The organism is Nocardia gipuzkoensis, assembly GCF_021183645.1.
Classification (GTDB): Bacteria; Actinomycetota; Actinomycetes; order Mycobacteriales; family Mycobacteriaceae; genus Nocardia; species Nocardia abscessus.
This window is the reverse complement of sequence record NZ_CP089225.1, coordinates 6,834,751-6,858,489: the sequence shown is the minus strand read 5'-3', so window position 1 is coordinate 6,858,489 and position 23,739 is coordinate 6,834,751. Positions and strand designations below refer to the sequence as shown.

The window sequence follows — 23,739 nt, the reverse complement described above, 5'->3', positions numbered from 1 at the left end:
CGTTGGGAATTCCCGCCTTGACGCCGGTGAGCTGACCGGCTGCCCAGTGATGCCCCACAACTCAGGCGGCGGCATCACTGCCACACACCAAGCCCGCCCGCACAGAGACACACTCATCTGCCCCATACCGGGCGATGCGGGGGGTCAGAAATGGCCGTTTCTTGCCAAACTTGATTCGGCGCACCGGAATCGCCGCGGCGGACGGTGCGTCGACCCCCGGCGCCGATGGGCTGTCGGGGCATACCTCGGTGCGCAGCCTCGCGAAGTGACGCGAGGGTGACCGACGACGGGCTATGGCGCTATCAGGCCGACAGCGACTCTGCCACGCGGCGGCGCTGGTGGCGATCGCGACAGCGTCCGCGTCCATGCGGGAGACCAGCGGCCGCATCGGCTCGGGAACCATGGACTCGGCAGAGGTCTACCGGGTCCACTGGTCGATCAACACCGCCAGGCGAGCGTCCCGCTGAGCCGGCCGCAAACGTCCACCTCGGTCCAGGGTCGCCAGGCCGTGCAGGGCGCTCCAGCCGACCTCGGTGAAGGTCTCCGGATCGTGCTCGCCCGCGAACGGTGAGAAGGCGGCGAACATGACGGCGAACGCGTCCCGCAGTGGCTGGGAGGCGTTCTCGCCGAACGCGAGGTTCACCTTCATCAGGAACATCGCGTCGTAGAGCGCGGGCCGCGCGGTCGCGAAGTCGAGGTAGGACCGCGCCACCGCCGCCAACGCTGCACGCGGCTCGCCGCCCGCGGACTCCAACGCCGCGCGGCTCCACGCGGCCATCTCCGCGATGCCTTCCTCGGCGACCGCCGTGACGATCTCGTCCTTGCCCGCGAAGTGCGAATACAGCACAGGCTGGCTGTATTCGATCCGTTCCGCCAGCCTGCGCACAGTCACCGCGTCCCAGCCCTGCGACTCGGCCAGTTCCCGAGCGGTGTCGATGATCAACCGGTGCCGTTCGGCGCGTTCCCGTTCCCGTCGCGTCTGGGGCGTCATAGGCCGACTATAGCATCGCTCGACAATCTAGTGTTACTAGAACACAAACCCCGTGTACGACGAGACTTCGGCGCGATCCTTGGACTCGACAACGGATTCGACTGGGCGCTTGCCGCGGTGTTCCGCGTGCTCACCCTTCGAACTTTTGCTGCTGCGCCCGGCTGTCAACCCACGAAGACCTCCGGTAGGTGAGCGCGTTCCTCGCCAGCTCGCACTTCACTCGGAGCGGTGAGCACGACGATCAGGCTCATCACCTTGTTCAGGATGACCGCGTGCAAGGCAGCGAACCCGAATATGCCGATCAACAGTGGCAGCCGGAACTCGGCCCCGCCCAAGCCGATCAACACACCGAGGATCCCGATGGCGGCTCCGGCGGCGAACACCGCCACCGGCGAGGGCGTCAGGCGGCGGCGGCAGTGTTGTCGGGTTGAGGCTCGGTCACGAATTCACCTGGATCCGAACTGACGGCGGCGGCTCGGGCGAGGTGCGAAGTAGGGGCGTTCGCTCCCTGACGTCCACGGTGTCGCTACCGGTTGTCATCAGAATGCGGCCCGTCTTGAACGGATTTGGTGGTGAGCGGCCGGGGTGTGGCATGCTGGCTGGCGAGCACGGGCTGTTGAAGTGATCGCTCGGCTTACTACAGAAAGTAATACAAAGTAAATGACACAAGGCAGTGTGAAGTGGTTCAACGGCGAAAAGGGCTTCGGGTTCATCGCGCAAGACGGTGGCGGTCCTGACGTTTTCGTTCACTACTCCGAGATTTCCGGCTCTGGGTTCAAGTCCCTCGACGAGGGGCAGCGTGTCGAGTTCGAGATCGGGCAGGGCCAGAAGGGCCCGCAGGCTCAGAGCGTCCGCGCCATCTAGCAGCTGACAGACCGGAAACCCGCGCCACGGCGCGGGTTTTCTTGTTTTCCGGCCGGACTGGCCCCCGCAGTCGACGCGGCCAGTCAGCCGAGACCTGCGGCACGCCCCTGCGCGACGGGACAGACCGCCGCCGTTGCTGCCGGGTGACGATCGACCGAGTGAGCAGTGTCATGGTGCCCGACGGGAACTCGCGGCGTAAGTTCGTTAATTAGCGAAATATCGAAGGATGGTGAGCGTGCTCGACGAGTGCAAGGCACTGGCGAACGAGACCCGGTTGCGCATCCTGGAGTGGCTCAAGGACCCGGAGTCGAACTTCCCTGGGCGGGAGGGGGATACGGCCGAACTCGGTGTGTGCGTCGGCCTCATCCAGCAGAAGGCCGGGACCTCGGCCTCGACCATGTCGGTGCATCTGGCGATCCTGCAGCGCGCCGGATTCCTCCACGCCACGCGGCGCGGGCAGTGGACGTATTACCGCCGCGACGATGCCCGCATTCGCGCTTTCACCGAACAACTCCATCGCGTTCTCTGAATCCGAAAGGCAGCGTCATATGCCCATCGCACTGTCCATCCTCGACCTGGCATCGATCGCACCCGGCCAGACCCCACGTGACAGCTTCGACAACAGCGTCGAATTGGCAAGAGCCGCCGAACGCAGCAGCTACCGGCGGGTCTGGTACGCCGAGCACCACAACATGGCCTCCATCGCATCGAGCGCCACGAGTGTTCTCATCGGCTATGTCGCGGCGCATACCGACACCATTCGGCTCGGCGCGGGCGGCATCATGCTGCCCAATCACTCACCGCTGGTCATCGCGGAGCAGTTCGGCACGCTGGAAACGTTGTTTCCGGGCCGGATCGACCTCGGGCTCGGACGCGCACCGGGCAGCGACCAGAAAACCATGCACGCGCTGCGCCGTAACCCGTCGTCCGCGGACTCCTTCCCGCAGGATGTGCTGGAACTGCAGGGCTACCTGTCAGGGCAGTCGCGAGTGCCGGGCGTGCGCGCGGTTCCGCGCGCGGAAGGTGTTGTGCCGCTCTACATTCTGGGTTCGTCGCTATTCGGTGCTCAGCTCGCCGCGCAGCTCGGCCTGCCGTATGCCTTCGCATCTCATTTCGCACCGGCCGCCCTGCATCAAGCGGTCGCCGTCTACCGCGACACTTTCCGGCCGTCGGAGCAATTGGCTGAACCATACGTCATGGCCGGAGTCAACGTATTCGCCGCCGAGGACCACGACGAGGCGGCCGAGCAGAAGGTGACCGCCTACCGTGCCCGGACCCGGATGATGATCTCGCGAGGTGCGGCGGGCCCCGACTTCACCGACGCGGAGATCGACGCATTCCTCGCCTCCTCGAACGGCCGCCAACTCGCCTCGATGACCCAGTACACCGCCGTGGGCACGTCCACCGAAGTCCGCGAATACCTCGACGATTTCGCCACCTCCACCCACGCCGACGAACTCATCCTCGCCCACCAAGCCACCCGAATCGACGACCGAGTGCGGTCTGTCGAACTCACCGGCGCCGCCATGGCGGCCGCGACGGCCCGCTAGTTCGCCGGCCGGGCCCGGACGCTACCCCGGTCGATCAGCGGTCGCCGGGCCGCATCCTCGGCGTGCCTGACAGCGACGCTTTTCGTGCCGTGCGCCGCGGACACCGAAAGGCGGCTTTCTATCCACCGGACCGGACCGGCCCCGCCTTCCTCCTCGACGGCATCGAGGCCCAATGCGGCGATACGCGGGGCCCTACCCGATCGGATGTACACATCGCGCCGACAAGCAGGATGCCGACGCGTTTCGAGTAGCCGACTACTCATGCTGAAGCGCGGTGAGGGGCGCAGCATTCGAGTCGTACGTGTGCAGTTCTATCGAGTGAGTGCTTCTTCTATATGCCGCCGCGCATCGTGCGTCGCGCATTCAGGTAGGTGAGAGAAAATGAAGCATCTTCCCATTATCTATGTCCGCGGGTATGCCGGTGCCACGAGTGGAATCGACAGCCAAGTCGACGATCCCTTCTACGGGTTCAACGAAGGCGCTACTCATATTCGGGTCGGAGGCGATGGCGACCCGATGTTCTATCAGTTCGAGGGTCCGATGCTTCGGCTGATGATCGACGAAGGATACAAATTACTCGTCCAAGGTGATCAACGCACCTACCTCGAGAATGCGGAGGACAACGGCCTCGACGCGGCATCGATCTGGGTGTACCGATTCTACGACCAGGCTGCGACGACCTTCGCGGCCCCGCGGCGCCAAAATACCTGGCAGCGACTTCAGCGGCGTTTCCGCGCCGATGGCTTCGATCTCGAAGAGGCCGCTGAAGGGCTTTATGATCTGATCGAACTCGTCTTACGTAAGACCGAATCGCCAGGAGGGTCGGCGGAGTCCGAGAAGGTGATTCTGGTTGCGCACTCCATGGGCGGATTGGTCGCTCGCTGCATGATGCAGAAAGTCTGCCGAACGCCCGATGCGAGGAACGGCGCTGACCACGAGAAGCCGCGACGGAAAGCAAATGAGATAGTCGACAAGTTCTTCACGTACGGGACACCACACGGCGGCATAGTCTTTCAGAGCAACGCGTTGAACTGGTTCGAGGAGGTAGTCGGTCCAGCAGGTTCGGACATCTTCGCTCCCGAGAAGATGTACGGATATCTGACTCCGGGGGCCAGCTTCGGTGCTACGCCGCAAGACGAGGAATGGGATCCACGGTCACTTCCAGAAAGCGTCCTCGACGTGGACAATGTCTTCTGCCTCGTCGGTACAGACCCGAAAGACTATGGCCCGTCGAAGATGGTTGTCGGACCAAAGAGCGACGGGCTTGTATGCATCGAGAACGCCTACGTTCGAGGAGCGCACCGGGCCTTTGTCTACAAGTCGCACTCCGGCCGGTACGGCGAGGTGAACTCCGAGGAGGGCTACCAAAATTTGCGTCGGTTCCTCTTCGCAAGGTGGCAGGTCCGAGTCGACTTCACGGGGTTGCCGACATATCCGGTCCATATGGACGAACTACCCGCAGCGGAACAATGGCCCATCTGGCAGGCCGACGTACGGCTGTCCGTCCGCGGTCTTCCCGTCATCATCAGCGAGCAGCGAATAGATCAGTACTGCCCCATTCAACTCAATGAAGAATTGAAGCGGAATCGAGCCGACAACCTCGACACGCCCGACCGTCCGGTCCCGCTCCTGACCACCTTTCTGTTCGATCCCGCCGACCTGCACTCACCCCGCGACAAGAAAGTCGCGGAACAGCACGGTGGCAGAGCGAGATACAGCATCACTCTGCGCGTAGGGAAGTTGATCGAGCGTGAACGCGGTTTCGAGTTCGCGGACCACATGGAGCAAGTCTTCGACTGGGCCGACTCATTGATCGTGGACGTCGGCCCAGAAGATTCCGGAGAAGGATTGCAGGCATGGATGGCATGGAACACTGAAATCAACGGGGCGATCGACGACTTCGACCCCATTGCAAAATTCCCGATCCGGCCCACCTCTATCGATGGCGGACGATGGAAATGTCAGGTTGCACTACCGTATGCTGCGCGCAAACTGCCGATCTTCGGCGATGCGGCAGCGCTCGATATAACGATCACGGACCGCAAGTTTGTCGAGTCGAGCAAGGCAGACCGGACTGACATCGCAGTACCGGCTTGAACCAGCGACGGGAGATTCGTATCCGGCACAGTCCGGGCCGGACCGTTGTCCTTCGATTGTGATCGGGTCGGCGTGCGTCAGCGCAGTGCCGCGGTGACGGTGCTGTACATGGTGGTTTTGATGGCGGCGAGCGTTTCGGGGTTTTTGCCGACGATGGGGGTGAGCCTGTCGACGGCAGTGGTGAGAAGCTCGTCTTCGGAAGCGGTGGCGTCGACGAGTCCGGCGGCCAGGGCGTCCGGGCCGCTGAAACGGTGGCCGGTGGTCATGGCGGTCACCGCGGCCTGGGAGCTGAGCTTGGCTTGGATGAGGGCGGCCATGCCGGGGGTGAAGGGGATGTTGATGTCGACCTCGGGGAAACAGTAGTAGCCGCGGTCCTCGCGCATGACGCGGTAATCGTGGGCGGTGGCCAGCATGGCGCCGGCGCCGAAGGTGTGGCCGTTGACCGCGGCGATGGTGGGCAGCGGGAAGGTGAGGATTCGGGCGAACAGTTCCTGGACGCGGGAGACATACCACTCGGCGCGGTCGCCGTTGGCCATCAGCCAGTCCAGGTCCAGGCCGTTGGAGTAGAACTTGCCGCTGCCGATGGTGATCAGGCCCTGAGCGTCTCGCTCGATGGCGTCGAGGTGGGCATCGACAGTGTCGAGCCAGTCCGGTGAGAACCGGTTCTCGTCGTCTCCGAGAGTCAGCACGGCGATCTTGTCCTGGTAGTGCAGGTTCGCGGTCATGGTGTTGCCTTTCACTTCGTTGGGGTCGGGGTGGTGCCACTGCTGAGCTGCGGTGGCGGTAGGGGTAGGGCCAGTACCGCACGGACGGCAGCCGCGAGGCGTTGACGCACCGCGGGATCGGGGTTTCGTCGGCCTCGTAGCAGCAGTGCGGTGGGCAGTTCCACCACGCAATCGCGGATGACTGCGACGGCCTCGCGATCGCCCCGGTCGAACACGCCGCGCGCCAAAACGATGAACAGCTCGACCAGGAACTGATCGAGTCGGCGCAGTTCCTCGGCGATGTCGTCCGGGATCTCGCTGGAACCGAGCAGTTCCTGCCGGGAGACGGTCAGCAGGAAGCGGCCCGATGCCGGTTGCTGTAGCAGGAATTCGGCGGGAGTGTCGGCCGCGGCGACGACTGCGTCTTCGGGTGCGGACCCTGCGGCCGATACACGGTCGACAGCCTCGCGTTGCAGGGCGAGAAACCGCTGCGCGGCGCGCAGCCAGACCCGGCCCATCAGCCCGGCGCGGGAGCCGAACGCGTGATAGATCGCCCCGTTGGACACCGAGGTGGCCTCCGAAAGCGCACGAACGGTCACCGCGGCCGGTCCGGAGTCCACGGCCATTTGCTCGGCGGCATCCATCAGGTGATCGAGGTCGTGTGTTCGAGGGCGGGGCATATCCGGAGAATAACAGAGCGTCTGCTCTGTAACCAGCCGGGCCGGTGCTCTTAGGCAGTTCTCACAGGTAGAACGCGTTTCGGCGGGTCCGGGAGCTGGGATCGTTTGGACTATCGGTATGTCGTCTTTGTGGGTCAGGTGGTGAGAATGGTCTTTCCGATCGCCGTGCGCGACGCTTCAGTCGATTCGCGGAAAGTGGCGATCGAGGCGCCGTTCGATCGAGCCCACGTGGTCAGGGCTGCGATCGGCTCCCGAAGCGTGTTCCCGAGTTCGGTCAAGCTGTACTCGACGCGCGGCGGCGCTTCTGCGTACACCCGCCGCTCTACGAGGCCGTGTTCTTGAAGTCGGCGCAACGTCTGGGTCAGCACCTTGCGCGAGACCCCACCGATCAGTTCGACGAGCTCGCCGTGCCGCCGCGGACCTTCGCTCAACGCAAACAGTGTCACCACAGCCCATTTGCTGGCGATGATCTCGATGGCCGACCTGGCGGGGCAGTCGGCGAGGAAGACGGTTCCGGGACGGAGACTCATGGCCGAAGGGTACCTTTTGGTACCTAACGGCTCCCTAGCGTCGACGGCATGCAGTGCACCGCGCTGCCCGTCATCTAGTGGAGGCTCGCAATGTTCATCACCTACGTCGTCGTCGCCGTGGTCATGTCGGTCGTGCTCGTGGTCTCGGCCGGCGCAAAATTCACACGGCCACGACGGATGGTCGAGCAGATGTCGACTCTCGAATTGTCGTTCGCCATGCTGCCGTTTCTGGGCGTCGCTCAGATCGCCGGAGCGGGTGGCCTCATCATCGGAGTTCGGTGGGGACCGCTGGGTGTCGCCGCTGCCATATGCTTGACGCTCTACTTCATCGGCGCGGTTGCCGCGCACGTGCGCGTCGGGGACACCAAGGGCGCTCCCCCCGCCGCAGTCCTTGCGATCGTGGCCGCTGTTCTCATCGGCTTGCGCGTCGGCGCCGCTTGACCGCGCGTCCGCTCCGAGAGTCGACGGAACTGTTCGGCGTCACCGGTAATGGCCGAGATCAAGGCAGCCGACAGCCCCGGCGATCGCCAGGGCTGTCGGCTGCCTTGATCCGGCCGTCGCCGGTGCCGCTCAGGAGATTTTGCGGCGGTAGGTGGTCATGGCGAAGAGATAGGCGACAGCGAGGATGCCGACACACCAGCCGAGCGCGATCCAGATGTCGCTGCCGACCGGCTGCTCGGTGAACAGATTTCGGATGGCATCGATGATGGAGGTCACCGGCTGGTTTTCGGCGAAGGCGCGGAGCGGGCCGGGCATGGTGTCGGTGGGCACGAAGGCCGAGCTGATGAACGGCAGGAAGATCAGGGGGTAGGAGAAGGCGCTCGCGCCGTCGGGGGTCTTCGCGGACAGGCCGGGGATGACCGCGATCCACGTCAGCGCGAGGGTGAACAGGATCAGGATGCCGGCGACGGCGAGCCAGGCCAATATTCCGGCCCCTGATCGGAAACCCATGAGCAGGGCGACGAGCACGACGACCACCAGCGAGATCAGGTTGGCGACCAGCGAGGTGAGCACGTGCGCCCAAAGAACCGACGATCGGGCGATGGGCATGGATTGGAATCGCTCGAAGATGCCGCTCTTCATGTCCAGGAAGAGCCGGAACGCGGTGTAGGCGATGCCCGAAGCGATGGTGATGAGCAGGATTCCGGGCAGCAGGTACTGCACATAGGAATCCGACCCCGAGTCGATCGCGCCGCCGAAGACGTAGACGAACAGCAGCATGAACGCGATCGGCATGATCGTGGTCGTGATGATGGTGTCGGCGCTGCGCGCGATGTGGCGCAGGGACCGTCCCAGCAGCAGGGCGGTGTCGGCGAAGAAATGCGTGGTCATCGTTTGTTCCTTACTTCGTCCGTACCGCGCTGCGGTTGTTGCCGGGGGCGCCGTCTTCTCCGACGAGGGCGAAGAAGACGTCTTCGAGGCTCGGCTGTTTCTCGACGTATTCGACCTCGGCGGGCGGGAGTAGCTGTTTGAGCTCGGCGAGAGTGCCGTTGACGATGATCCGGCCCTTGTGCAGGATCGCGATCCGGTCCGCCAGTTGTTCGGCCTCGTCCAGGTATTGCGTCGTGAGCAGCACCGTGGTGCCGTGCTCGGCGAGTTCCTCGACCGCCTGCCACACCTCGATCCGCGCCTGGGGATCGAGCCCGGTCGTCGGCTCATCGAGGAAGATGACCGGCGGATTGCCGATGAGGCTCATGGCGATGTCGAGGCGGCGGCGCATGCCACCGGAGTACGTCGAGACCTTCCGGGTGGCCGCGTCGGTCAGCGAGAAACGCTCGAGTAGGTCGTCGGCGATCGTGTCCGCGTCCTTCAGGTGCCGCAGCTTGGCGATGAGCACGAGATTCTCCCGGCCGCTGAGGATTTCGTCGACGGCGGCGAACTGCCCGGTGAGGCTGATGGACTCCCGCACGTTGCCCGGTTGGGTGGCGACGTCGAAGCCGTTGACCCGGGCTGTGCCCGCGTCGGCTTTCAGCAGCGTGGACAAAATTTTCACGACGGTGGTCTTGCCGGCTCCGTTCGAGCCGAGAAGGGCGAAGATGCTGCCCCGCTCGACGTCGAAGTCGACGCCGCGCAGCACCTCCAGCTTGTTGTAGGACTTCTCCAGACCTTGCACACGGATCGCCGGAACTTGCTGTGTCGTCATCGGACGGGTCTACTTTCCTTCTCCGGCGACGCGGCACTGAGGAGTGGCCTTGTAAGCCCCTTCGCTCACGAGTTGTATAAGTATATGTGTACGTACATGCGCCATGGGCTAACTATAAGTAGACATATACGTATATGCAAGTCATGGTGATGTGCTGGAACGGCTCAGTGCTGCCGGCCTGGTCTCGACCCGCACCAGCTGCCGATTCGGCGCTAACCGATCGGCAGCACGCTCAGGATCGGGTCGTAGGCCCAGTTCAACATGCGCTCGGCGTCGTCCTTGGCGGCGACGTCGCTGTTGGGCGCGCTGTGCAGGACTACACCGATCAGCGGTATTCCCGCCCTGACCGTCTCGAACAGCAGGCAGGTTCCCGCAGCGTCGGTCCATCCGGTTTTGATGCCGATCGCGCCGGGATAGTCGTGCAGCAGCAGGTTCGTGGTCTGCCAGAGGTGAGCGCGGTTGCCCGGACCGGCGGGCACGTGATAGCTCTTCGACCTGGCGATGTCGCGGAACTCCGGCGCGCTCATCGCGCGCAGGCCGAGGGTCACCAGGTCCGCCGGTGTGGAATAGGTGGAGTGGTCGGTGGGGGCGGGCAGCCCGCTGGGGTCGGTGAAATGCGTTCCCGCCAGGCCCATCTGATGCGCAGTGTCGTTCATTCTGGCGATGAAGCCGTCATGGCCGGGACCGTAGGCGTCGGCGAGGGCATAGGCCGCGTCGCAGCCGGACGGCAGCACCATCGCGTATAGGAGCTGTCGCGCGGTGAGCACCTCGCCGGGTGCCAGGCCCGCGGTGCTCCCGTCGTACTCGGTGCAGTAGGCGATGATTTCCCTCGGCACGGCAATGGCCCGGTCGAGGTCGCCGGAGTTGATCACGACCAGTGCCGTCATCACCTTCGCGATGCTGGCGATCGGGACCGGAGTGTTCGGCTGCCGCGACCACAGCACCGTGCCGGTGATTCCCTCTGCCAGCGCCGCTCCCGACGCCCGCACTGCGTCCGGCTCGGTCGTCATCCAAGGCAACTGAATTTGGGCGCCGCTCGCGGCGGGGGCAACCACGATTCCATGCCAGGCTACCACGATCAACGCCACAGCAATACTCGCCCGCAACAATCTAGCAAATGTCCGCATGGGCCACATTCTGCTGCGCGACCCCATCAACCAGTGGGATTTCATCGACGGAATCGCCGCGCCGCACCGGCGACAGCCAGGGGCGTCGCGTCGGTCGGAGGTGTTGAACGCCGTTCGGAGTGGACGGACCCGCGCCTGATACGATACGGAACGTGGCGTATCTAAATACTGGCAGTGCTCCTGCCTCCGAAGCTGAGCAGACACGTCGCGGAGGACGTCCTCGCGACGACGAACGCGAGGGCGAGATTCTCGCGGTGGTGGCCGCGCTGCTGGCAGAGCGCGGCTATGAGGGTGTCACCTTCGAGGAGGTAGCGCGTCGGGCCGCCTCGTCGAAAGCCACCCTCTACCGACGGTGGAAGTCCAAGAGGGACATGGTCGTCGCTGCGCTGAAGGCAGGCCCCGCCCGTCGAGAAGGGGCGGACGACATCGACACAGGCAGTCTGCGTGGTGACTTGATGGGCTTGTGTCAACGGCTCGTCACGACAATGCGTTCGACTGACGGCAAGACCGCACTGCTACTTCTTCAGGCAGGCATTGAAGACCCGGAGCTATGCGAGGAGATCGAACGGACCGTCGGCCCGACCGGAGCCCGGTTGCCCACCTCGGTGGTGGACGCCGCCGTCCGTCGCGGAGAGTTGCCTGAGGTCGTAGATCCCTTCCCCTTCGAAGAAGTGGCCGGGGCAGTGCTGCTGCTCCGGCGGCTCAATGGACTGAATACCGACGATGTTTATCTCGCAGCGCTCGTGGATTCGATCCTCATACCCGCCCTGCGGGCCACATCCGCTCGGTCGGCCGAGCTACCCGCCGGAATCTTCTCCGGACGACCGTCCGCGCAATCCACCACGAGCAGTGCAGGAAACCGATGACTACGCCGACCATCGACGGATTTCGTTACCAGACCCTGCCCGGCGAGGAGGGCGTCGAACTCCACGTCGCGGTTGGAGGGACCGGGCCGGCCGTCGTCCTGCTCCACGGTTTCCCTCAAACCCACTACATGTGGCGCGACGTTGCGCCACAACTCGCCGCGGAGTACACGGTCATCGTTCCGGACCTTCGAGGTTACGGCGAAAGCGGGAAGCCGCCAGAGGACGGTCCCGGCACATATTCCAAGCGCACCATGGCCAATGACATCGTGCGGGTGGTCGGCGCGCTCGGGCATGAGCGCTTCGGGCTGATCGGTCACGACCGCGGCGCCCTCGTCGGTGTCCGCGCCGGACTCGACCACCCGGGCGCGGTTCAGTACCTCGGGGTGCTCGATGTCCTCCCAACTCTTGACACTTGGGATGTCCTGCAGGGAGTGAACGCGAAAGTCGCCTGGCACCTGTATCTGATGGCGCAGCCCATCGGGCTGCCGGAGAAGATGATCAAGGCCGTGGCAGCGGAGTTCTTCGCTTCATTCCTCGACGCCTGGGACACGGACGGCGCAACATTCGCCCCGGAGGTGCGGCAGCACTACATCGATAGCTCGGTCGGAGCCGTCGACTCGATCGTCGCCGACTACCGTGCCACCTCGAGCATCGACCTGAGCATGGACCGTGCGGACCGCCAGGCCGGAAAGACGCTTTCCATGCCCGTCGGCGTGATCTCCCAGGACTGGGGTGCCCAGTTGGGCTTCGACGCGGCAGCGCTCTGGCGAGCCTGGGCGCCGGACCTGACCTACGAGCCGATCAAGGCGGGGCACTTCATGGCCGAGGAGAAGCCCACCGAGATCGCGCGCTTCATCCGTAAGCTCGCCGCCCGGAACCGAACCTGATCATCGACGGCGCGGCCGCCGTCTCCGGCTACGAGATTCTGGACCGGGTGTAGGCGACGAACGGCGCCAGCGCGTTCGGGTCGGTGAGTGTGCTGAGGTTCAGCACGGTGTGGGGTTCGGCTCCCGCGAGCACCCTTTTCACCCGGGCCGCCGAGTCACTGTCGACAGCGGCAAGCGTGGGTGTGACGGCGTATGTGGGGAATCGGGGATTCGTCGTGTGGCGCGGTCGGGACCGGTGGAGAATTCCGCTGGTGGCCAACCGGTCACAGTGCCGACGAGGTCAGGATCGGATTCGAGTAGATGGGGCAGGCCATGGAGATCAGCGAGTTCTTGACGCGGAAGCTGGAGCGGCGGTTCGCGACGTTCGATTTCGACGGGGACGGCCGGATCGAGCGCAGCGACTTCGACAGCTCGGCGCGCGCGGTGGCCGCGGAGTTCGGCCACGAACCGGATTCGCCTGCCGCGCACCAGTTGCTGCAACTGAGTCTGCAGCTGTGGGGGCGCCTGGCATCGGTGGGTGATGTAGACATCGACGGATCGGTCGATCTCTCCGAGTACAAGCAGGCTTTCGCGGAGGGTCTGCTGGTGACCGAGGAATCATTCGAACAGGGCTACCGGCCGTTCCTCTCGGCGATCATGGCGATCGCCGATGTCGACGGCGACGGCAAACTGACCGTCGAGGATTACGTCCGCTGGACGGGGGCACTCATGCACCTGCCTGCCGACGATGCCCGCGAAATCCACCGAAGGCTCGACACCGACGGCGACGGCTTCGTCACCACTGACGATCTGCTGCAAGCCATCTACGACTATTACTTCGACGAGAATCCAGAAGGTGTCGGCAGCTGGCTGCTCGGCAAACTACCCGGCTGACGCCGATCTCGTCGATCGCCGTTGGCCTCCGTCGATGATCGGACTCGCACGCCGAGGAAGTGTCCGGCTCTCGGATCCGTTCTCCGGCAGGCACAACGGCGGCGAAGAGTTTCAGCGGTCAGTTCAAGGTCCGCGTCGGCCGCAGAGGGTGAGTGCCGGGCGGATCCATCTACGCTGCTGACGTGATCGAAATCGGTTCGAGGGCAGGTACGCTGCCTGCGCCTCCCAGGGTCGTCTGGGAGTCTCTCGCCGAGCCGCGCAGGCCGGGCGCTCGACCGTGGCTCGAACTGCTTTCAGATGAAGTCGAACCCAGAGTCCTCGACGCGGAGCGCCCTAACCGACTCATCTGGTCGTCGCTGTGGCCGAGCAGACCCGATGACCAGGTGCACTTCGAGTTGACGGCTGTTCGGGGCGGGGAGACTTCGCTGCGGTTCATCTTGCTCACTCCCGGCGAGGCCCCCGACCCGAGTAAGGCTGGACACCTTCGGCGGCGGCTCAACCAACTGCTCTTCGCTGATCTCCGTTACTCCTACGGCCAGTGAGCGTGCGCCATCACGTCTTTCAGGCGGGATAGTCTTGTATTCGATGATTCGGCCGTGAGTCGTCGGCACCGCAGGGGGTGTGATCATTGTGGGTAGATGGTTCAAGCGCAGACGCGAGCCCGACGGCGAGGCGCCACGGCAACCGACGAGGCTGACCCTGGAAGTCAGTATCGAAAGGGACGGCCGGACTGTCGCCAGCGAAGACCTGGGTACGACGATGGCTGCCGCGTTGCAGTATTTCGCCTACGGGAATCAATACGGCGCGACCGACGAACGCACCCTGGAGATGGGATCCCGCTATGCGCAGGAGTTGATGCGGGACAACCAAATCGACGATGCTGTGACGGTCTATCGGGAGCTCGTGGGGCTGCGCAGCTCGGCGCTGGGGCCAGAGCATCCCGACACCTTGCGCAGCAAGCACAGTCTGGCCTTCGCGCTGTGGCAAGGTGGCTCCTTCGCGGAAGCGGAGCGTGTTCAGCGAGCGACTTATGGGGCGCGCTGCCGTGTGCTGGGGGAATCGCACGTGGACACGTTGAACAGCGGCAACAATCTGGGCTGGTTGTTGATAGAGCTGGGTCGGATCACCGAGGCCGAGCCGCTCTTGCGGCGAGTCGCCGATGGCATGACGCGAACGTTGGGAAAGGCCGCCGCGAACACCTTGATTTGCCAGATGAAACTGGCGGGACTCGACCACTTGCAGGGCAGGACTGATCAGGCTGAGCGCGCTATGCGGACTGTGATCAAGCGGATGGGTAAGACACTGGGCGCCACCGATCCCGTGACGCTTCAAGCCCGCAGCAACCTTCTGGTCATTCTGCTCGATTCGGGCCGGGCCGCGGAGGCGATCGACGCGGCTCGAGCGCTGGTCGCCGATGTGGGGCGCGTGCTCGATGACATGGACGAAACGAGCCTGCATGCTCGGCACTCCCTGGCAAGAGCGCTGGCCGGAGTAGACAGGCGCGCCGAGGCGATTCGGTTGCTGGCGACCACGGTGCCGGATAGTGAACGGGGCAGGGGGCCCGATCATCCCGCGACGTTGGATATGCGCAGCTTGTTCGCCGAGTTGCTGATCGAGGCTGGTGACCGCCGGGCGGGCAGCGAGGCGCGAGCCGCGCTGGCGGGGTGGGAGCGCGTGGCCGGACCTGGTCATCCCAAGACCGAAGAGGCTCGTGCTGTGCTGCGGCGTGCCCGCTGAGGGCTGTGGTCACCCGCCGCTGTGGATGTGGGCGGCCCACAGTGTCGGTGTGCGGGGATAGCGGTCGCGAAGTTCGCGTACGGCCGAGTGCAGCGCGTACGCCGCCGCGTCGCCCGGATTGCCTGCGCGGTAGAAGGCAGCGGTCAGCTCGAGGGAGATCGCGTCATCGATCTCCCACAGGGTGCCGATGACATGCCGGAATCCGGCGAGTTGGAAAGCGCCGGTGATGTGCAGTGATTCGTCGATCAAGTTCAGTGGGGCTTGCGAGGTCGCGCAGGCCGACAGGAATCCGAGTTCGGCGTCGAGATCGAGTTCGGACACGTCGGCCACGGTGAGCGGGTTGTCCTGATGGTCGTGGATGAGCAGCCTGCCTTGCGCAGGGTCCTGCAGATCGGCCACCGCGTGACACGCGAAGTGCGCGTAGACCGATCCAGCGAGCCGTTCCAAGACCTGGTGCCGGGAAGCCGTCTCGTCCATCCCGGTCCACGCGTCGGGCAGCGCCTCCCCTGCCAGCGCTGCTTCGCGCCCGGCGGCGGGCAGGGCACTTGGCCCGCCGGGAGTGTGACGCATCGCCACGATGCAGGACTGGGCACCGGGGCGAGCCACCCGTGGCCGGTTACGCAGCCGGGCGAGCGCTGTTACGGTCGGAATGTAGGAGGAGACCACCCGGTCGAGCGCTGATTCTCCGGTGCTGGATTGGGCGGCGTGCAACGGGAAAAAGCCTAGCGGCCCGACCGGGCACCACCACACGCGCGGCAATTGACCGGCCCCACCGTGCGCGCAGAGCCGGTCCAGCACCGGCCCCACGACCGAGCGCCACAGCCAGTCCAGCACCTCGGTGAGCACCGACTGCGCCTGCATCCGAACCCGCGCTCCGACCGAGGGGTCATGAGCTGTGGTGGTGGCATCCTGCAGTAACCGCAGATTCGCTATCGCGTCGGTGAGTGACAGATCGGGCAGTGGCAGCACCTCGGCGCGATGGTCGCGCAAGATGAGCGCGTCGCAGCGCACCTCGCTCGGAATCGGGATCACCACGGTCTCGGCCAACTGGTCGAGCAACCGCCGTGCGCTGGGCGGGCGCAGGAAGTCACTCATGCCGGGCACCGCACGGATAGTGTCGAGCAAGATCATCCATTCGGTTTCCCGGTCCCGGCCGAAGGTGGTGGGCCTCGGCAGCTCGGGCGGCGGCGTTTCGAAGTCCCGGCGCATCCGCTGGAATTCCGCCGCCAGATCTTCATCGGCGCGCTGGAGCGCGGTCAGCTCACCACCCGGTGTCAGCCGCTGGTTCAGCAACAACCCCCGGCCCCGCTCCAACAGCTCCAGCGCCCGCTCCGGCTGCCCGGCATTCACCGCGCAGGACGCGGCATCCGCTGCCAGTCCGGCCGTGGAGCCGAGGTCGGCGTACTGGTCGAGGCGGGTGCGTCCCCGGGAGGCCAGGCGTGGTAGCAGCGCGATGGCTTCACCGAAACCGTCCGCGGCGGCCGCCCAGCGGCCCAGTGTGGCCAGCGCGTGGCCTGCCTTGCCGAAAGCCCGGATTCGCATCGGCACAGAGCCGGACTCGATCCGTCCGGCGGCGAGGGCGAACTGGGCGGCATCGGTCAGGCAGACCGGGTCGCCCGTGCGCAGGTGGGTCGCACGCAATGCCTGAGCGAGGGACAGCCCGGTGGCGACCCGCTGGGGATCGCGAGGATGCATGGTGTCGTTCGCCAACCGGAACAGAGCGATCGCCTCCTCCAGATAGGCGTGCTCCTGCGTGATGTCGTAGAGCTTGCGGAGGCTATAGCCCAGCTGGTCCAGGTCCCGGCCAAGAACGGTGGCGGTTTGGGGGGACAGGGCGAGGGCCCTGCGACGAAACCCGACCGCCGTCTCCAGCGGTTCGACCTCACCGGTCAGCTGATGAGCCGTCAAGGCCACTGTGGACAGATAGCCGAGCGCGGTCCGATGGTCCGGATGCTGCTTCGGTGTGGACTCCAACGCCGCGGAGAAGGCTCGCCAGGCCTGGTCCAGCAGGTCGCCCCGCCCGGTGCGCTGGAACAGGATGAGCAATGCTTGCCCGGCCATGAACCGCGGCCCATTGGTCTGCGGCGTATGCTGCCGCAGCAGCGCGAGGGCCCGTTCGACATCGGCCGTGTGCGTGGTCTCTTTCGCCCTCGCCAGCAGGCACTGGGCCATCAGCACGACGATCTGGTCATGGTTTGCCCCGGACGCGGTCACCGAGGACAGCAGACCTATGGCCTCATCGACGTAGTCCTCGACAGCGGTGAGTCGGTAGGCGCTGAGCAGGGCCTGGGCATGGACACCGTGCAAAACAGCCCGGTTCTCCTCGCTGATCCCGTGCTCGGCGCGGTTGGCATAAGCCATGGCTTCGTAGAGCGTTTCCACCGACCCGTCGAACTCGTGTTTGCCCTGATACACCTGGCAGGTCTTGAGCAGCAGCAGCGCGCTGAGCGCTCGGTCGGTGGAGACGTCCTCCGCGAACTGCAGGTACTGCTCAGCGATTTCGAGGTCTCGCGGGTCGCCGCTCACTTCGGCTCGGGCCAGCAACGCGTCGGCGAAGGAGAGCACCGCACCGACGCCTTCCGGAGTGTCCAAGCCCATGGCCAGAGGGCTGTCCGCCAGAGCGCGTATGGCGGTCTCCAGCACGACAATGGCCTCGATCAGGTCCTCCTGGGCTTGGACCACGCGGTACCGGTCGAGCAGCGCCGCGCCCAGCTCCGCCTGCGCCGCGACCCGTCGCTGATCACTGGCCGGCGATCCGGCCACGACGTGGCGCCAGTAGCCGACCATGTCCCCCGAGTATTGGTTCACCGACACTCCTCCCGCTACTACTCTCCCCCGAGACTGCCGGCGATGCGAATCAGGGTGGCGCCCATGGGCGTTCGTCCGGTGTGAACATCAGCCGGGCACCTTGCGGCTGAGGTGCTCCCAGGCGCGATACTTCGCCATACGGTCCTGAAGGTCCTGCTGGACCATGTCGAACGACCCGGTGCCGACGATGAGACGCCGCGGCGGGTCGGGCAGGTCCACCAGCTCCATGATCACGGGAGCAGCGGTGTCCGGGGCAGGACCGGCGTCGTCGCCCCACATCTCGATCAGCTTGTCGCGCAACTGCTGGTAGTGCGGGTCGGGCGTCGTCATCGTGGTACCCGTGGTGAACAGGCCGGTGTCGTAGCCGCCCATCTGGACGATGGTGAGCTTGACGCCGAACTGCTCGGCCTCCATCGCCACGGCCTCGCTCACCGAGTCGAGCGCCGACTTGCCGGCCGCGTACAGGCCGACCATGGGGAAGCCGCCACCGGTGCCCATCGTCGTGACCTGCAGGATGCGCCCGCCGCCCTGTGCGCGCAGGTAGGGCAGCACGGCCTGGGTCACCCAGACCGCGCCGAACAGGTTGACGTCGAAGTGGGCTCGGATCTGCGCCTCGGTCGCCTCCTCCACCATGCCCAGGAGCATGGCGCCGGCGTTGTTGACCACGATGTCGAGCCTGCCGAAGGCCGCGAACGCCTGCTCAGCTGCCGCGAACACGGCCACGCGGTCGGTGACGTCGAGCGGCAGCCGTACCAGGTCGTCGGGATATTGCTCCGCGAGTTCGGCGAGAGGCTCGATGTTGCGCGCGGCCCCGACCACCCGGTCGCCCGCCTGCAGCGCCGCCTCCGCGAATGCCCGACCCAGTCCTCGTGACGCACCCGTGATGAACCACACGCGATCCATGGGCTCCCACCTCCTCTTGCTCGATCCGTAAGCGACGAGACAAGACGGTACGTCTCGACTCGTACTCTTGTCAAGACGGTCCGTCTCGTCTTGCGCACGTGTTAGTATCCGGGCATGGTCAAACAGCCCGATCCCGCGCGCCGCAGCCAGCGCTCCCGGCAGGCCATCCTCACCGCGACCCGCGAGCTGATCTCCGAGATGGGATACGCCAAGCTGTCCATCGAGGCCATCGCGGCCAGGGCCGGAGTGGGCAAACAGACCATCTACCGCTGGTGGCCCTCCAAGGGCGCGGTGGTCTTGGACGCCTTTCTGGCGCTCAGTGAGGACGGTCCGGAGCAGAGCATGGCACTGCCCGACACCGGCGACTTGGAGGCCGACCTCAAGGTGGTGATGCGAGCAACGGTGGCCGAGTTCGCCGACCCCGCGTTCGAGAGCCCGATCCGCGCGCTCAACACCGAGATCATCAATGACCCCACCCTGGCCGCCCACTACCGCGCCAAACTGGCCGGCCCCGTGGACGAGGCCAAGAAGGACCGGCTGCGCAGCGCGCAACGAGCCGGGCAACTCGCCGCCGACGCCGACCTCGACCTGGCACTCGAACTGCTGTACGCCCCCCTCTACCAGCGCTGGCTGCTCCGCTCCGGCCCGCTCACCCCCGAGTACGCCGACGCCCTCGTCGAAGTCTTTCTCAAAGCCATGCGCCCGGATATCACCGGGTAAGGCACCTCGAATTATTCGATGTGCCACTACCAATGGCGCAGGACGGAGTCGGTGGGCTGGATCGGCGCGGCCGACACCTGATGAATCGCGGTGCCCGCAGGATCATCACGCGAACAGTCCACGGAGGCACCTCCGTGGACTGTCGCGATTCGAACTCACTCCGGTCGGCTACCTGCCCGCGGGCAAGGGCAGGTTACTGCGCGTCGCCGAACGCCAGCCAATCGACATTGACGCTGTACAAGACGGTGTTGCTCCACGCCTTGACCACCAGATCGAAACTCTGGCCCGTGACGTTTTCCGCTTCGACCATCACCCGAGAATTAGCGCCGTTCCCGATGTCGACCATAGAAAGCCCCACCGTGACTTCCGGTGGCGAGTTGAACGATTTGGCGAATGTGATGGGCTCTCGCCACTCCCGCCATCCGGTACCGCTCGTGAGGCCCCATCCCGGCGAGACCAGGTAGCCCACATAGGCTTTGCCCTTTTCGAAGTGGTTGGGGGCGGTCTCGTTCACTGTGACAGTGAAATAGTCGTTTTGGTCGATGTTTGTGCCGCTGCCCGGCGTGGGTGCGACGGTGAAGGTGTGCTGCCCGGCGGCCGCCGGAATGACGATGGCGACCGGGACCAGCGCTTTGTGCGAACTGGCTTCGTTCGTGTAGACCGACGCGGTGGCGATGACGGCCCCGTCCATCAGCAAATCGACGCTGATTTTCCCCGCGGCGCCGCGCCAGCCCGAGCCCGCGAACTGTATGTAGAGCGTCCCCCCGTTGCTGGTCATCGTTTGGCTGAAAGAAGATTGTGCGTTATTTACCACAGGCGTGATTTGCATGGTTCCTACTCCCCTGAACGTGACGTTATACCCGCATATCCCCGGCGAGGGACTGCGTAGTTTCGAAACGCTTGTAGAACCTGAGTCATGCGTGGATCAAAGAAAAGCCGAACCAGCACTCGAGTGGCCACCAACTGCGGTGGAGGATCCCAGCTACCAGGTTAGCGCGAGAGGTGCTGTCTCGCAGTAGGTTTCACTACATCGCGAGTCTCGATCGCCGCGGCACACATGGTAGATCCTCGCGCCGCCGACTGCCTGAAACCGGAACTCACACTTGTCTTTCAGCGTGTCGGCTGTAACAGACGGCACGGTGGTCCCGAAAACCTGGTGGGTACAACTGTTTCGGTCGCCAACGGTGGCCGGTACCCGACTCGGATACGGACGCTGCCGCCGAACCAAGCACACCAATTCCCCCTGCCCGGCGGCAGCGTCCCGTGTGGCATCGGTCGAGCGCGCGGCCGTCGAAGTGCTGCGCTTGGACGACCGATCGGGCGCTGGCCCTGTCGAAACGAGGCTCAGCTACGAGGCGTGCTATCTCGCGGGGATCGCGCTCTGGAGACCGCCCCCGACCTCGGTGATCTTCCAGTCCGAGTTGCGGTCGATGGTCAGCGAGTAGGTGACGGTCGTCTGAGCGCCCTCTGGGGTCTGCGCACTGGTCGAGACCACGGTGAGGTAGGCGTTGACCTTGTAGATTCCGCCGGACTCGGAAATCACGGCCGCGGACAGTGGTGTCGCGGTCGAGGTCCATTGCAAGGGTAGGCGGGAGCGTCCGGCGGTTCTCAGGCCGAGGCCGCGACAACCCCGGGGCGGGTGATCAGCGGCAGATCGAGGGTCGTCCGAATCCCCGGCGGTGCGGCGACCACTGCGGGTATCGAGTTCACGATGCGCCCGGCGGCGGCGACGATCGCCGCGTGGTTGTGGTCGCCCTTGCGGCTCGCGGGACGGATATCGACGTGATATGAAGGCTCGCCGACGATCTCGACGCGGTAAGATCCGCCGCTCTGCGCCGGCTGCGGCCACTCCGGGCAGAGATCCTCCCGAAGTCGGGTGATGTGCTCGATCACGATCAGGGGCTCGCCCGCCACGATCCCGCGCACCTCGAAACGGAGAGCGGCCAGACCTCCTGCGGGGATGTGCCCCGCCGCGATATCGAAAGCCTCAGGCGCCGGGACCCGTTCGTAGCTCTCGGTGACGGCATCGACGGTGACGCCGAGTCCGGCGCCCAACTGCCGGATCGCGGGCCCCCACGCGAGACCGAGGATTCCCGGCCGCAGCAGCATCGGCACCTCGTCGAGCGACTTCCCGAAGCCCATGACGTCGAACATCACCGTCGCCCCGTCGTAGGTGGCGTAGTCGGCGATCTCCATACAACGCACACGCTCGACGGTCTGACAGGTTCCCGCCAGCGCCAGCGGCAGCAGGTCGTTGGCGAATCCCGGGTCGACACCGGTGATGAACAGGCTCGAATTACCTTGCTCCGCGGCAGCTTCCACCGCGTCGATGTACTTGGCGGGCAGGGCCTGCCACGGATACTGCAACATCCCCGGCGCCGAGCCCACCACATCCACACCAGCGGCGAGCAGCCGCCTGCAGTCCTCCATCGCGCCCTGCAGCCGGGTATCCCCCATCGCGCAGTACACAACACAGTCGGGTCCGGTCGCCAGCAGCGCATCGAGATCTCCCACGGCGGCGATCCCGGTGACGGTGTCGAGCCCGGCGAGTTCGCCCGCATCCCGGCCCACCTTGTTCTCCGCCGACACGCACACTCCGGTCAACTCGTATGTCGGGCTGTCGATCAGACCTGCCAGGGCCAGGCGGCCGACGTTTCCGGTGCCCACTTGGGCGACACGAAAAGACATTGGTACTCCTCCAGGTGCGCGGGCAGAGTGGGACATGTGGTCACTCGCCAGTCTGTTCATCATTCCAGACATATGTCTGGATTTGATTACAGTCGGATGCTAGCGTGACCGGCATGGGACGTGTAGACGGCAAAGTCGCGCTGATCAGCGGTGGCGCGCGTGGAATGGGCGCCGAGCACGCCCGGCTGCTGGTTTCCGAGGGCGCCAAGGTGGTCATCGGTGACATCCTCGACGACGATGGCGCGGCGCTGGCCGCATCCCTCGGCGACGCAGCGGTTTTCGTACATCTCGACGTCGCCGAGCCCGACCACTGGGACGTCGCGGTGGCCCGGGCGGTCGAGGAATTCGGGACACTGAATGTCCTGGTGAACAATGCGGGCATCGTCAACGGTGGACCGATCCACAAGTTCGATCTCGACAAGTGGCGCCGGATCATCGACGTCAACCTCACCGGAACGTTCCTGGGCATGCGAGCCTCGGCGGCGGCGATGATCAATGCCGGCGGTGGCGGTTCGATCATCAATGTCTCATCGATCGAGGGCCTGCGCGGTGCACCCTGGGCGCACGGCTACGTGGCATCGAAGTGGGCTGTGCGCGGCCTGGCGAAATCGGCGGCACTCGAACTGGCACCGCATAATATTCGCGTCAACTCCATCCACCCCGGCCTGATCCGCACCCCGATGACCGCGGGCCTGCCCGAGGACCTGGTGACCATCCCCCTCGGGCGCCCAGCCGAGTCGAGGGAGGTCTCCACCTTCGTACTGTTCCTGGCCAGCGACGAGTCCTCGTATGCGACCGGATCGGAATTCGTGATGGACGGCGGCCTGGTGACTGCGGTACCGCACAAATCCTCTTGAATCCCGGCATCCCGACCCGTGGTCGGAGGTGGGCCGCCCGGCCGCGGTGTCAGGCAAGCAGGCGCCGGGCGGACCTCTCCAGTCGGTCGGCGACTTCCGCGTAGGTCAGGTGCCCCATCCCGGCCTGCAGCATCGCTCCGCAGTACAGCATTTCGAGGCTTTCCAGGTCCTCGGCGTTCTCGCCACCCAGGGCCTCGGCCAGGCGCGAGCGGATCTCGCCGCCGATGCGTAGGCGCAGGTGTGCGACATCGGGGTCGTCGCCGAGCAGCGCTTGGCTCATCGCGGCGGCCAACGCGGGTTCATCGGCTATCAGCATGGCCGCCTGTCGCAGCACCGCGATCGCACGGGTAGCCGAATCGGCGTCGGGCGGGTCGGTGGGCGGCGTCGCGACCAGTTGTCGCCAGTACACCTCCGCGATCAGATGCTCTTTCGAGGAGAAGTAGGTGTATGCGGTGGCCGTGCCGACCCCGGCTTCGGTGGCGATCAACCGCATCGTCGTACCGGCGTAGCCCTGGCGAGTCAGCACCTGCACCGCCGTCTTGGTGAGTCGGTCGACCGTCTCGGCCTGTTTGCCGCTCAGACGGCGGCGCGTGGCTTCGATTTGGGTCGCCATGGGTGCGGACATGTGTCCGAATGCTACACCGACAGTTGTCCAGAACAATTCGACGCGCACCGCTGCGGCCTTCTTCCGTGACAGTTGGCCAGCTCGGTGGC

Annotated in this window: 25 protein-coding genes; 11 read left to right on the top strand and 14 right to left on the bottom strand. The window is 65.3% G+C overall.

The window, feature by feature from the left end:
* Positions 1-418 precede the first annotated feature (418 nt).
* The gene (locus LTT66_RS31285; RefSeq protein ID WP_181720242.1) at positions 419-991 is read right to left on the bottom strand and encodes a TetR/AcrR family transcriptional regulator; all 573 of its coding nucleotides are present in this window, start codon (positions 989-991) and stop codon (positions 419-421) included.
* 164 nt (positions 992-1,155) lie between these two features.
* Entirely contained in the window at positions 1,156-1,380 is a 225-nt protein-coding gene (locus LTT66_RS31280) for a hypothetical protein (RefSeq protein ID WP_233062134.1), read from the bottom strand.
* 271 nt (positions 1,381-1,651) lie between these two features.
* Between LTT66_RS31280 and LTT66_RS31275 the strand changes: the two genes are divergently transcribed.
* From LTT66_RS31275 to LTT66_RS31260, 4 genes are all read left to right on the top strand, one after another.
* A complete protein-coding gene (locus LTT66_RS31275; RefSeq protein ID WP_040871014.1) occupies positions 1,652-1,855 on the top strand; it encodes a cold-shock protein in 204 nt (67 codons plus the stop codon).
* A gap of 226 nt (positions 1,856-2,081) precedes the next feature.
* Positions 2,082-2,384 (top strand): ArsR/SmtB family transcription factor, encoded by a 303-nt coding sequence (locus LTT66_RS31270; RefSeq protein WP_181720243.1) that lies wholly within the window; start codon positions 2,082-2,084, stop codon positions 2,382-2,384.
* A gap of 19 nt (positions 2,385-2,403) precedes the next feature.
* Positions 2,404-3,405: an LLM class flavin-dependent oxidoreductase gene (locus LTT66_RS31265; RefSeq protein ID WP_233062133.1), complete on the top strand. Its 1,002-nt coding sequence runs from the start codon at positions 2,404-2,406 to the stop codon at positions 3,403-3,405.
* 381 nt (positions 3,406-3,786) lie between these two features.
* Entirely contained in the window at positions 3,787-5,502 is a 1,716-nt protein-coding gene (locus tag LTT66_RS31260) for an esterase/lipase family protein (RefSeq protein WP_233062132.1), read from the top strand.
* A 77-nt stretch (positions 5,503-5,579) separates the two neighbouring features.
* Here the strand turns inward: LTT66_RS31260 and LTT66_RS31255 are convergent, their stop codons facing one another.
* The 3 genes from LTT66_RS31255 to LTT66_RS31245 form a co-directional block, all read right to left on the bottom strand.
* A complete protein-coding gene (locus tag LTT66_RS31255; protein WP_233062131.1) occupies positions 5,580-6,227 on the bottom strand; it encodes an enoyl-CoA hydratase/isomerase family protein in 648 nt (215 codons plus the stop codon).
* Between the two features lie 11 nt (positions 6,228-6,238).
* Positions 6,239-6,886 (bottom strand): TetR/AcrR family transcriptional regulator, encoded by a 648-nt coding sequence (locus LTT66_RS31250; RefSeq protein ID WP_233062130.1) that lies wholly within the window; start codon positions 6,884-6,886, stop codon positions 6,239-6,241.
* 134 nt (positions 6,887-7,020) lie between these two features.
* Entirely contained in the window at positions 7,021-7,416 is a 396-nt protein-coding gene (locus tag LTT66_RS31245) for a winged helix-turn-helix transcriptional regulator (protein WP_233062129.1), read from the bottom strand.
* Between the two features lie 90 nt (positions 7,417-7,506).
* On the opposite strand from LTT66_RS31245, the gene LTT66_RS31240 reads away from it, so the two are divergent.
* A complete protein-coding gene (locus LTT66_RS31240; protein WP_233062128.1) occupies positions 7,507-7,857 on the top strand; it encodes a DoxX family protein in 351 nt (116 codons plus the stop codon).
* A gap of 129 nt (positions 7,858-7,986) precedes the next feature.
* Here LTT66_RS31240 and LTT66_RS31235 read toward each other — a convergent pair whose 3' ends face one another.
* The 3 genes from LTT66_RS31235 to LTT66_RS31225 all read right to left on the bottom strand — a co-directional run bounded on the left by LTT66_RS31235 (position 7,987) and on the right by LTT66_RS31225 (position 10,569).
* Positions 7,987-8,748, bottom strand: coding sequence for an ABC transporter permease (locus LTT66_RS31235; RefSeq protein ID WP_233062127.1), 762 nt, complete (start codon positions 8,746-8,748; stop codon positions 7,987-7,989).
* Between the two features lie 10 nt (positions 8,749-8,758).
* Positions 8,759-9,559 (bottom strand): ABC transporter ATP-binding protein, encoded by an 801-nt coding sequence (locus tag LTT66_RS31230; protein WP_233062126.1) that lies wholly within the window; start codon positions 9,557-9,559, stop codon positions 8,759-8,761.
* 212 nt (positions 9,560-9,771) lie between these two features.
* Positions 9,772-10,569 (bottom strand): D-alanyl-D-alanine carboxypeptidase family protein, encoded by a 798-nt coding sequence (locus LTT66_RS31225; protein WP_233062125.1) that lies wholly within the window; start codon positions 10,567-10,569, stop codon positions 9,772-9,774.
* Between the two features lie 269 nt (positions 10,570-10,838).
* Here LTT66_RS31225 and LTT66_RS31220 point away from each other — a divergent pair, with 269 nt between their 5' ends.
* The 4 genes from LTT66_RS31220 to LTT66_RS31200 all read left to right on the top strand — a co-directional run bounded on the left by LTT66_RS31220 (position 10,839) and on the right by LTT66_RS31200 (position 15,049).
* On the top strand, positions 10,839-11,552 hold the full coding sequence (locus LTT66_RS31220; protein WP_233062124.1) for a TetR/AcrR family transcriptional regulator: 714 nt from the start codon (positions 10,839-10,841) through the stop codon (positions 11,550-11,552).
* On the top strand, positions 11,549-12,439 hold the full coding sequence (locus LTT66_RS31215; RefSeq protein WP_233062123.1) for an alpha/beta fold hydrolase: 891 nt from the start codon (positions 11,549-11,551) through the stop codon (positions 12,437-12,439). The genes LTT66_RS31220 and LTT66_RS31215 overlap by 4 nt, the downstream gene beginning before the upstream one ends.
* 300 nt (positions 12,440-12,739) lie before the next feature.
* Complete coding sequence (locus LTT66_RS31210; RefSeq protein WP_220135131.1) at positions 12,740-13,312, top strand: EF-hand domain-containing protein; 573 nt, start codon at positions 12,740-12,742, stop codon at positions 13,310-13,312.
* Positions 13,313-13,933: 621 nt separating this feature from the next.
* Positions 13,934-15,049, top strand: a complete 1,116-nt coding sequence (locus LTT66_RS31200) for a tetratricopeptide repeat protein (protein WP_233062121.1) — start codon at positions 13,934-13,936, stop codon at positions 15,047-15,049.
* Positions 15,050-15,058: 9 nt separating this feature from the next.
* On the opposite strand, the gene LTT66_RS31195 is transcribed toward LTT66_RS31200, so the two are convergent.
* Positions 15,059-17,857, bottom strand: a complete 2,799-nt coding sequence (locus LTT66_RS31195; RefSeq protein WP_233062120.1) for a CHAT domain-containing protein — start codon at positions 17,855-17,857, stop codon at positions 15,059-15,061.
* A gap of 87 nt (positions 17,858-17,944) precedes the next feature.
* Positions 17,945-18,760 (bottom strand): SDR family NAD(P)-dependent oxidoreductase, encoded by an 816-nt coding sequence (locus LTT66_RS31190; RefSeq protein WP_233062119.1) that lies wholly within the window; start codon positions 18,758-18,760, stop codon positions 17,945-17,947.
* Between the two features lie 114 nt (positions 18,761-18,874).
* On the opposite strand from LTT66_RS31190, the gene LTT66_RS31185 reads away from it, so the two are divergent.
* The gene (locus LTT66_RS31185) at positions 18,875-19,480 is read left to right on the top strand and encodes a TetR/AcrR family transcriptional regulator (RefSeq protein ID WP_233062118.1); all 606 of its coding nucleotides are present in this window, start codon (positions 18,875-18,877) and stop codon (positions 19,478-19,480) included.
* A 193-nt stretch (positions 19,481-19,673) separates the two neighbouring features.
* Here the strand turns inward: LTT66_RS31185 and LTT66_RS31180 are convergent, their stop codons facing one another.
* From LTT66_RS31180 to LTT66_RS31170, 3 genes are all read right to left on the bottom strand, one after another.
* Positions 19,674-20,258, bottom strand: coding sequence for an H-type lectin domain-containing protein (locus LTT66_RS31180; protein ID WP_233062117.1), 585 nt, complete (start codon positions 20,256-20,258; stop codon positions 19,674-19,676).
* A gap of 582 nt (positions 20,259-20,840) precedes the next feature.
* Positions 20,841-21,023: a hypothetical protein gene (locus LTT66_RS31175; RefSeq protein ID WP_233062116.1), complete on the bottom strand. Its 183-nt coding sequence runs from the start codon at positions 21,021-21,023 to the stop codon at positions 20,841-20,843.
* A gap of 65 nt (positions 21,024-21,088) precedes the next feature.
* On the bottom strand, positions 21,089-22,168 hold the full coding sequence (locus LTT66_RS31170) for an NAD(P)H-dependent amine dehydrogenase family protein (protein WP_233062115.1): 1,080 nt from the start codon (positions 22,166-22,168) through the stop codon (positions 21,089-21,091).
* Between the two features lie 113 nt (positions 22,169-22,281).
* Here LTT66_RS31170 and LTT66_RS31165 point away from each other — a divergent pair, with 113 nt between their 5' ends.
* Complete coding sequence (locus tag LTT66_RS31165) at positions 22,282-23,025, top strand: glucose 1-dehydrogenase (protein ID WP_233062114.1); 744 nt, start codon at positions 22,282-22,284, stop codon at positions 23,023-23,025.
* Between the two features lie 49 nt (positions 23,026-23,074).
* Here LTT66_RS31165 and LTT66_RS31160 read toward each other — a convergent pair whose 3' ends face one another.
* Entirely contained in the window at positions 23,075-23,650 is a 576-nt protein-coding gene (locus LTT66_RS31160; RefSeq protein ID WP_233062113.1) for a TetR/AcrR family transcriptional regulator, read from the bottom strand.
* Positions 23,651-23,739 lie beyond the last annotated feature (89 nt).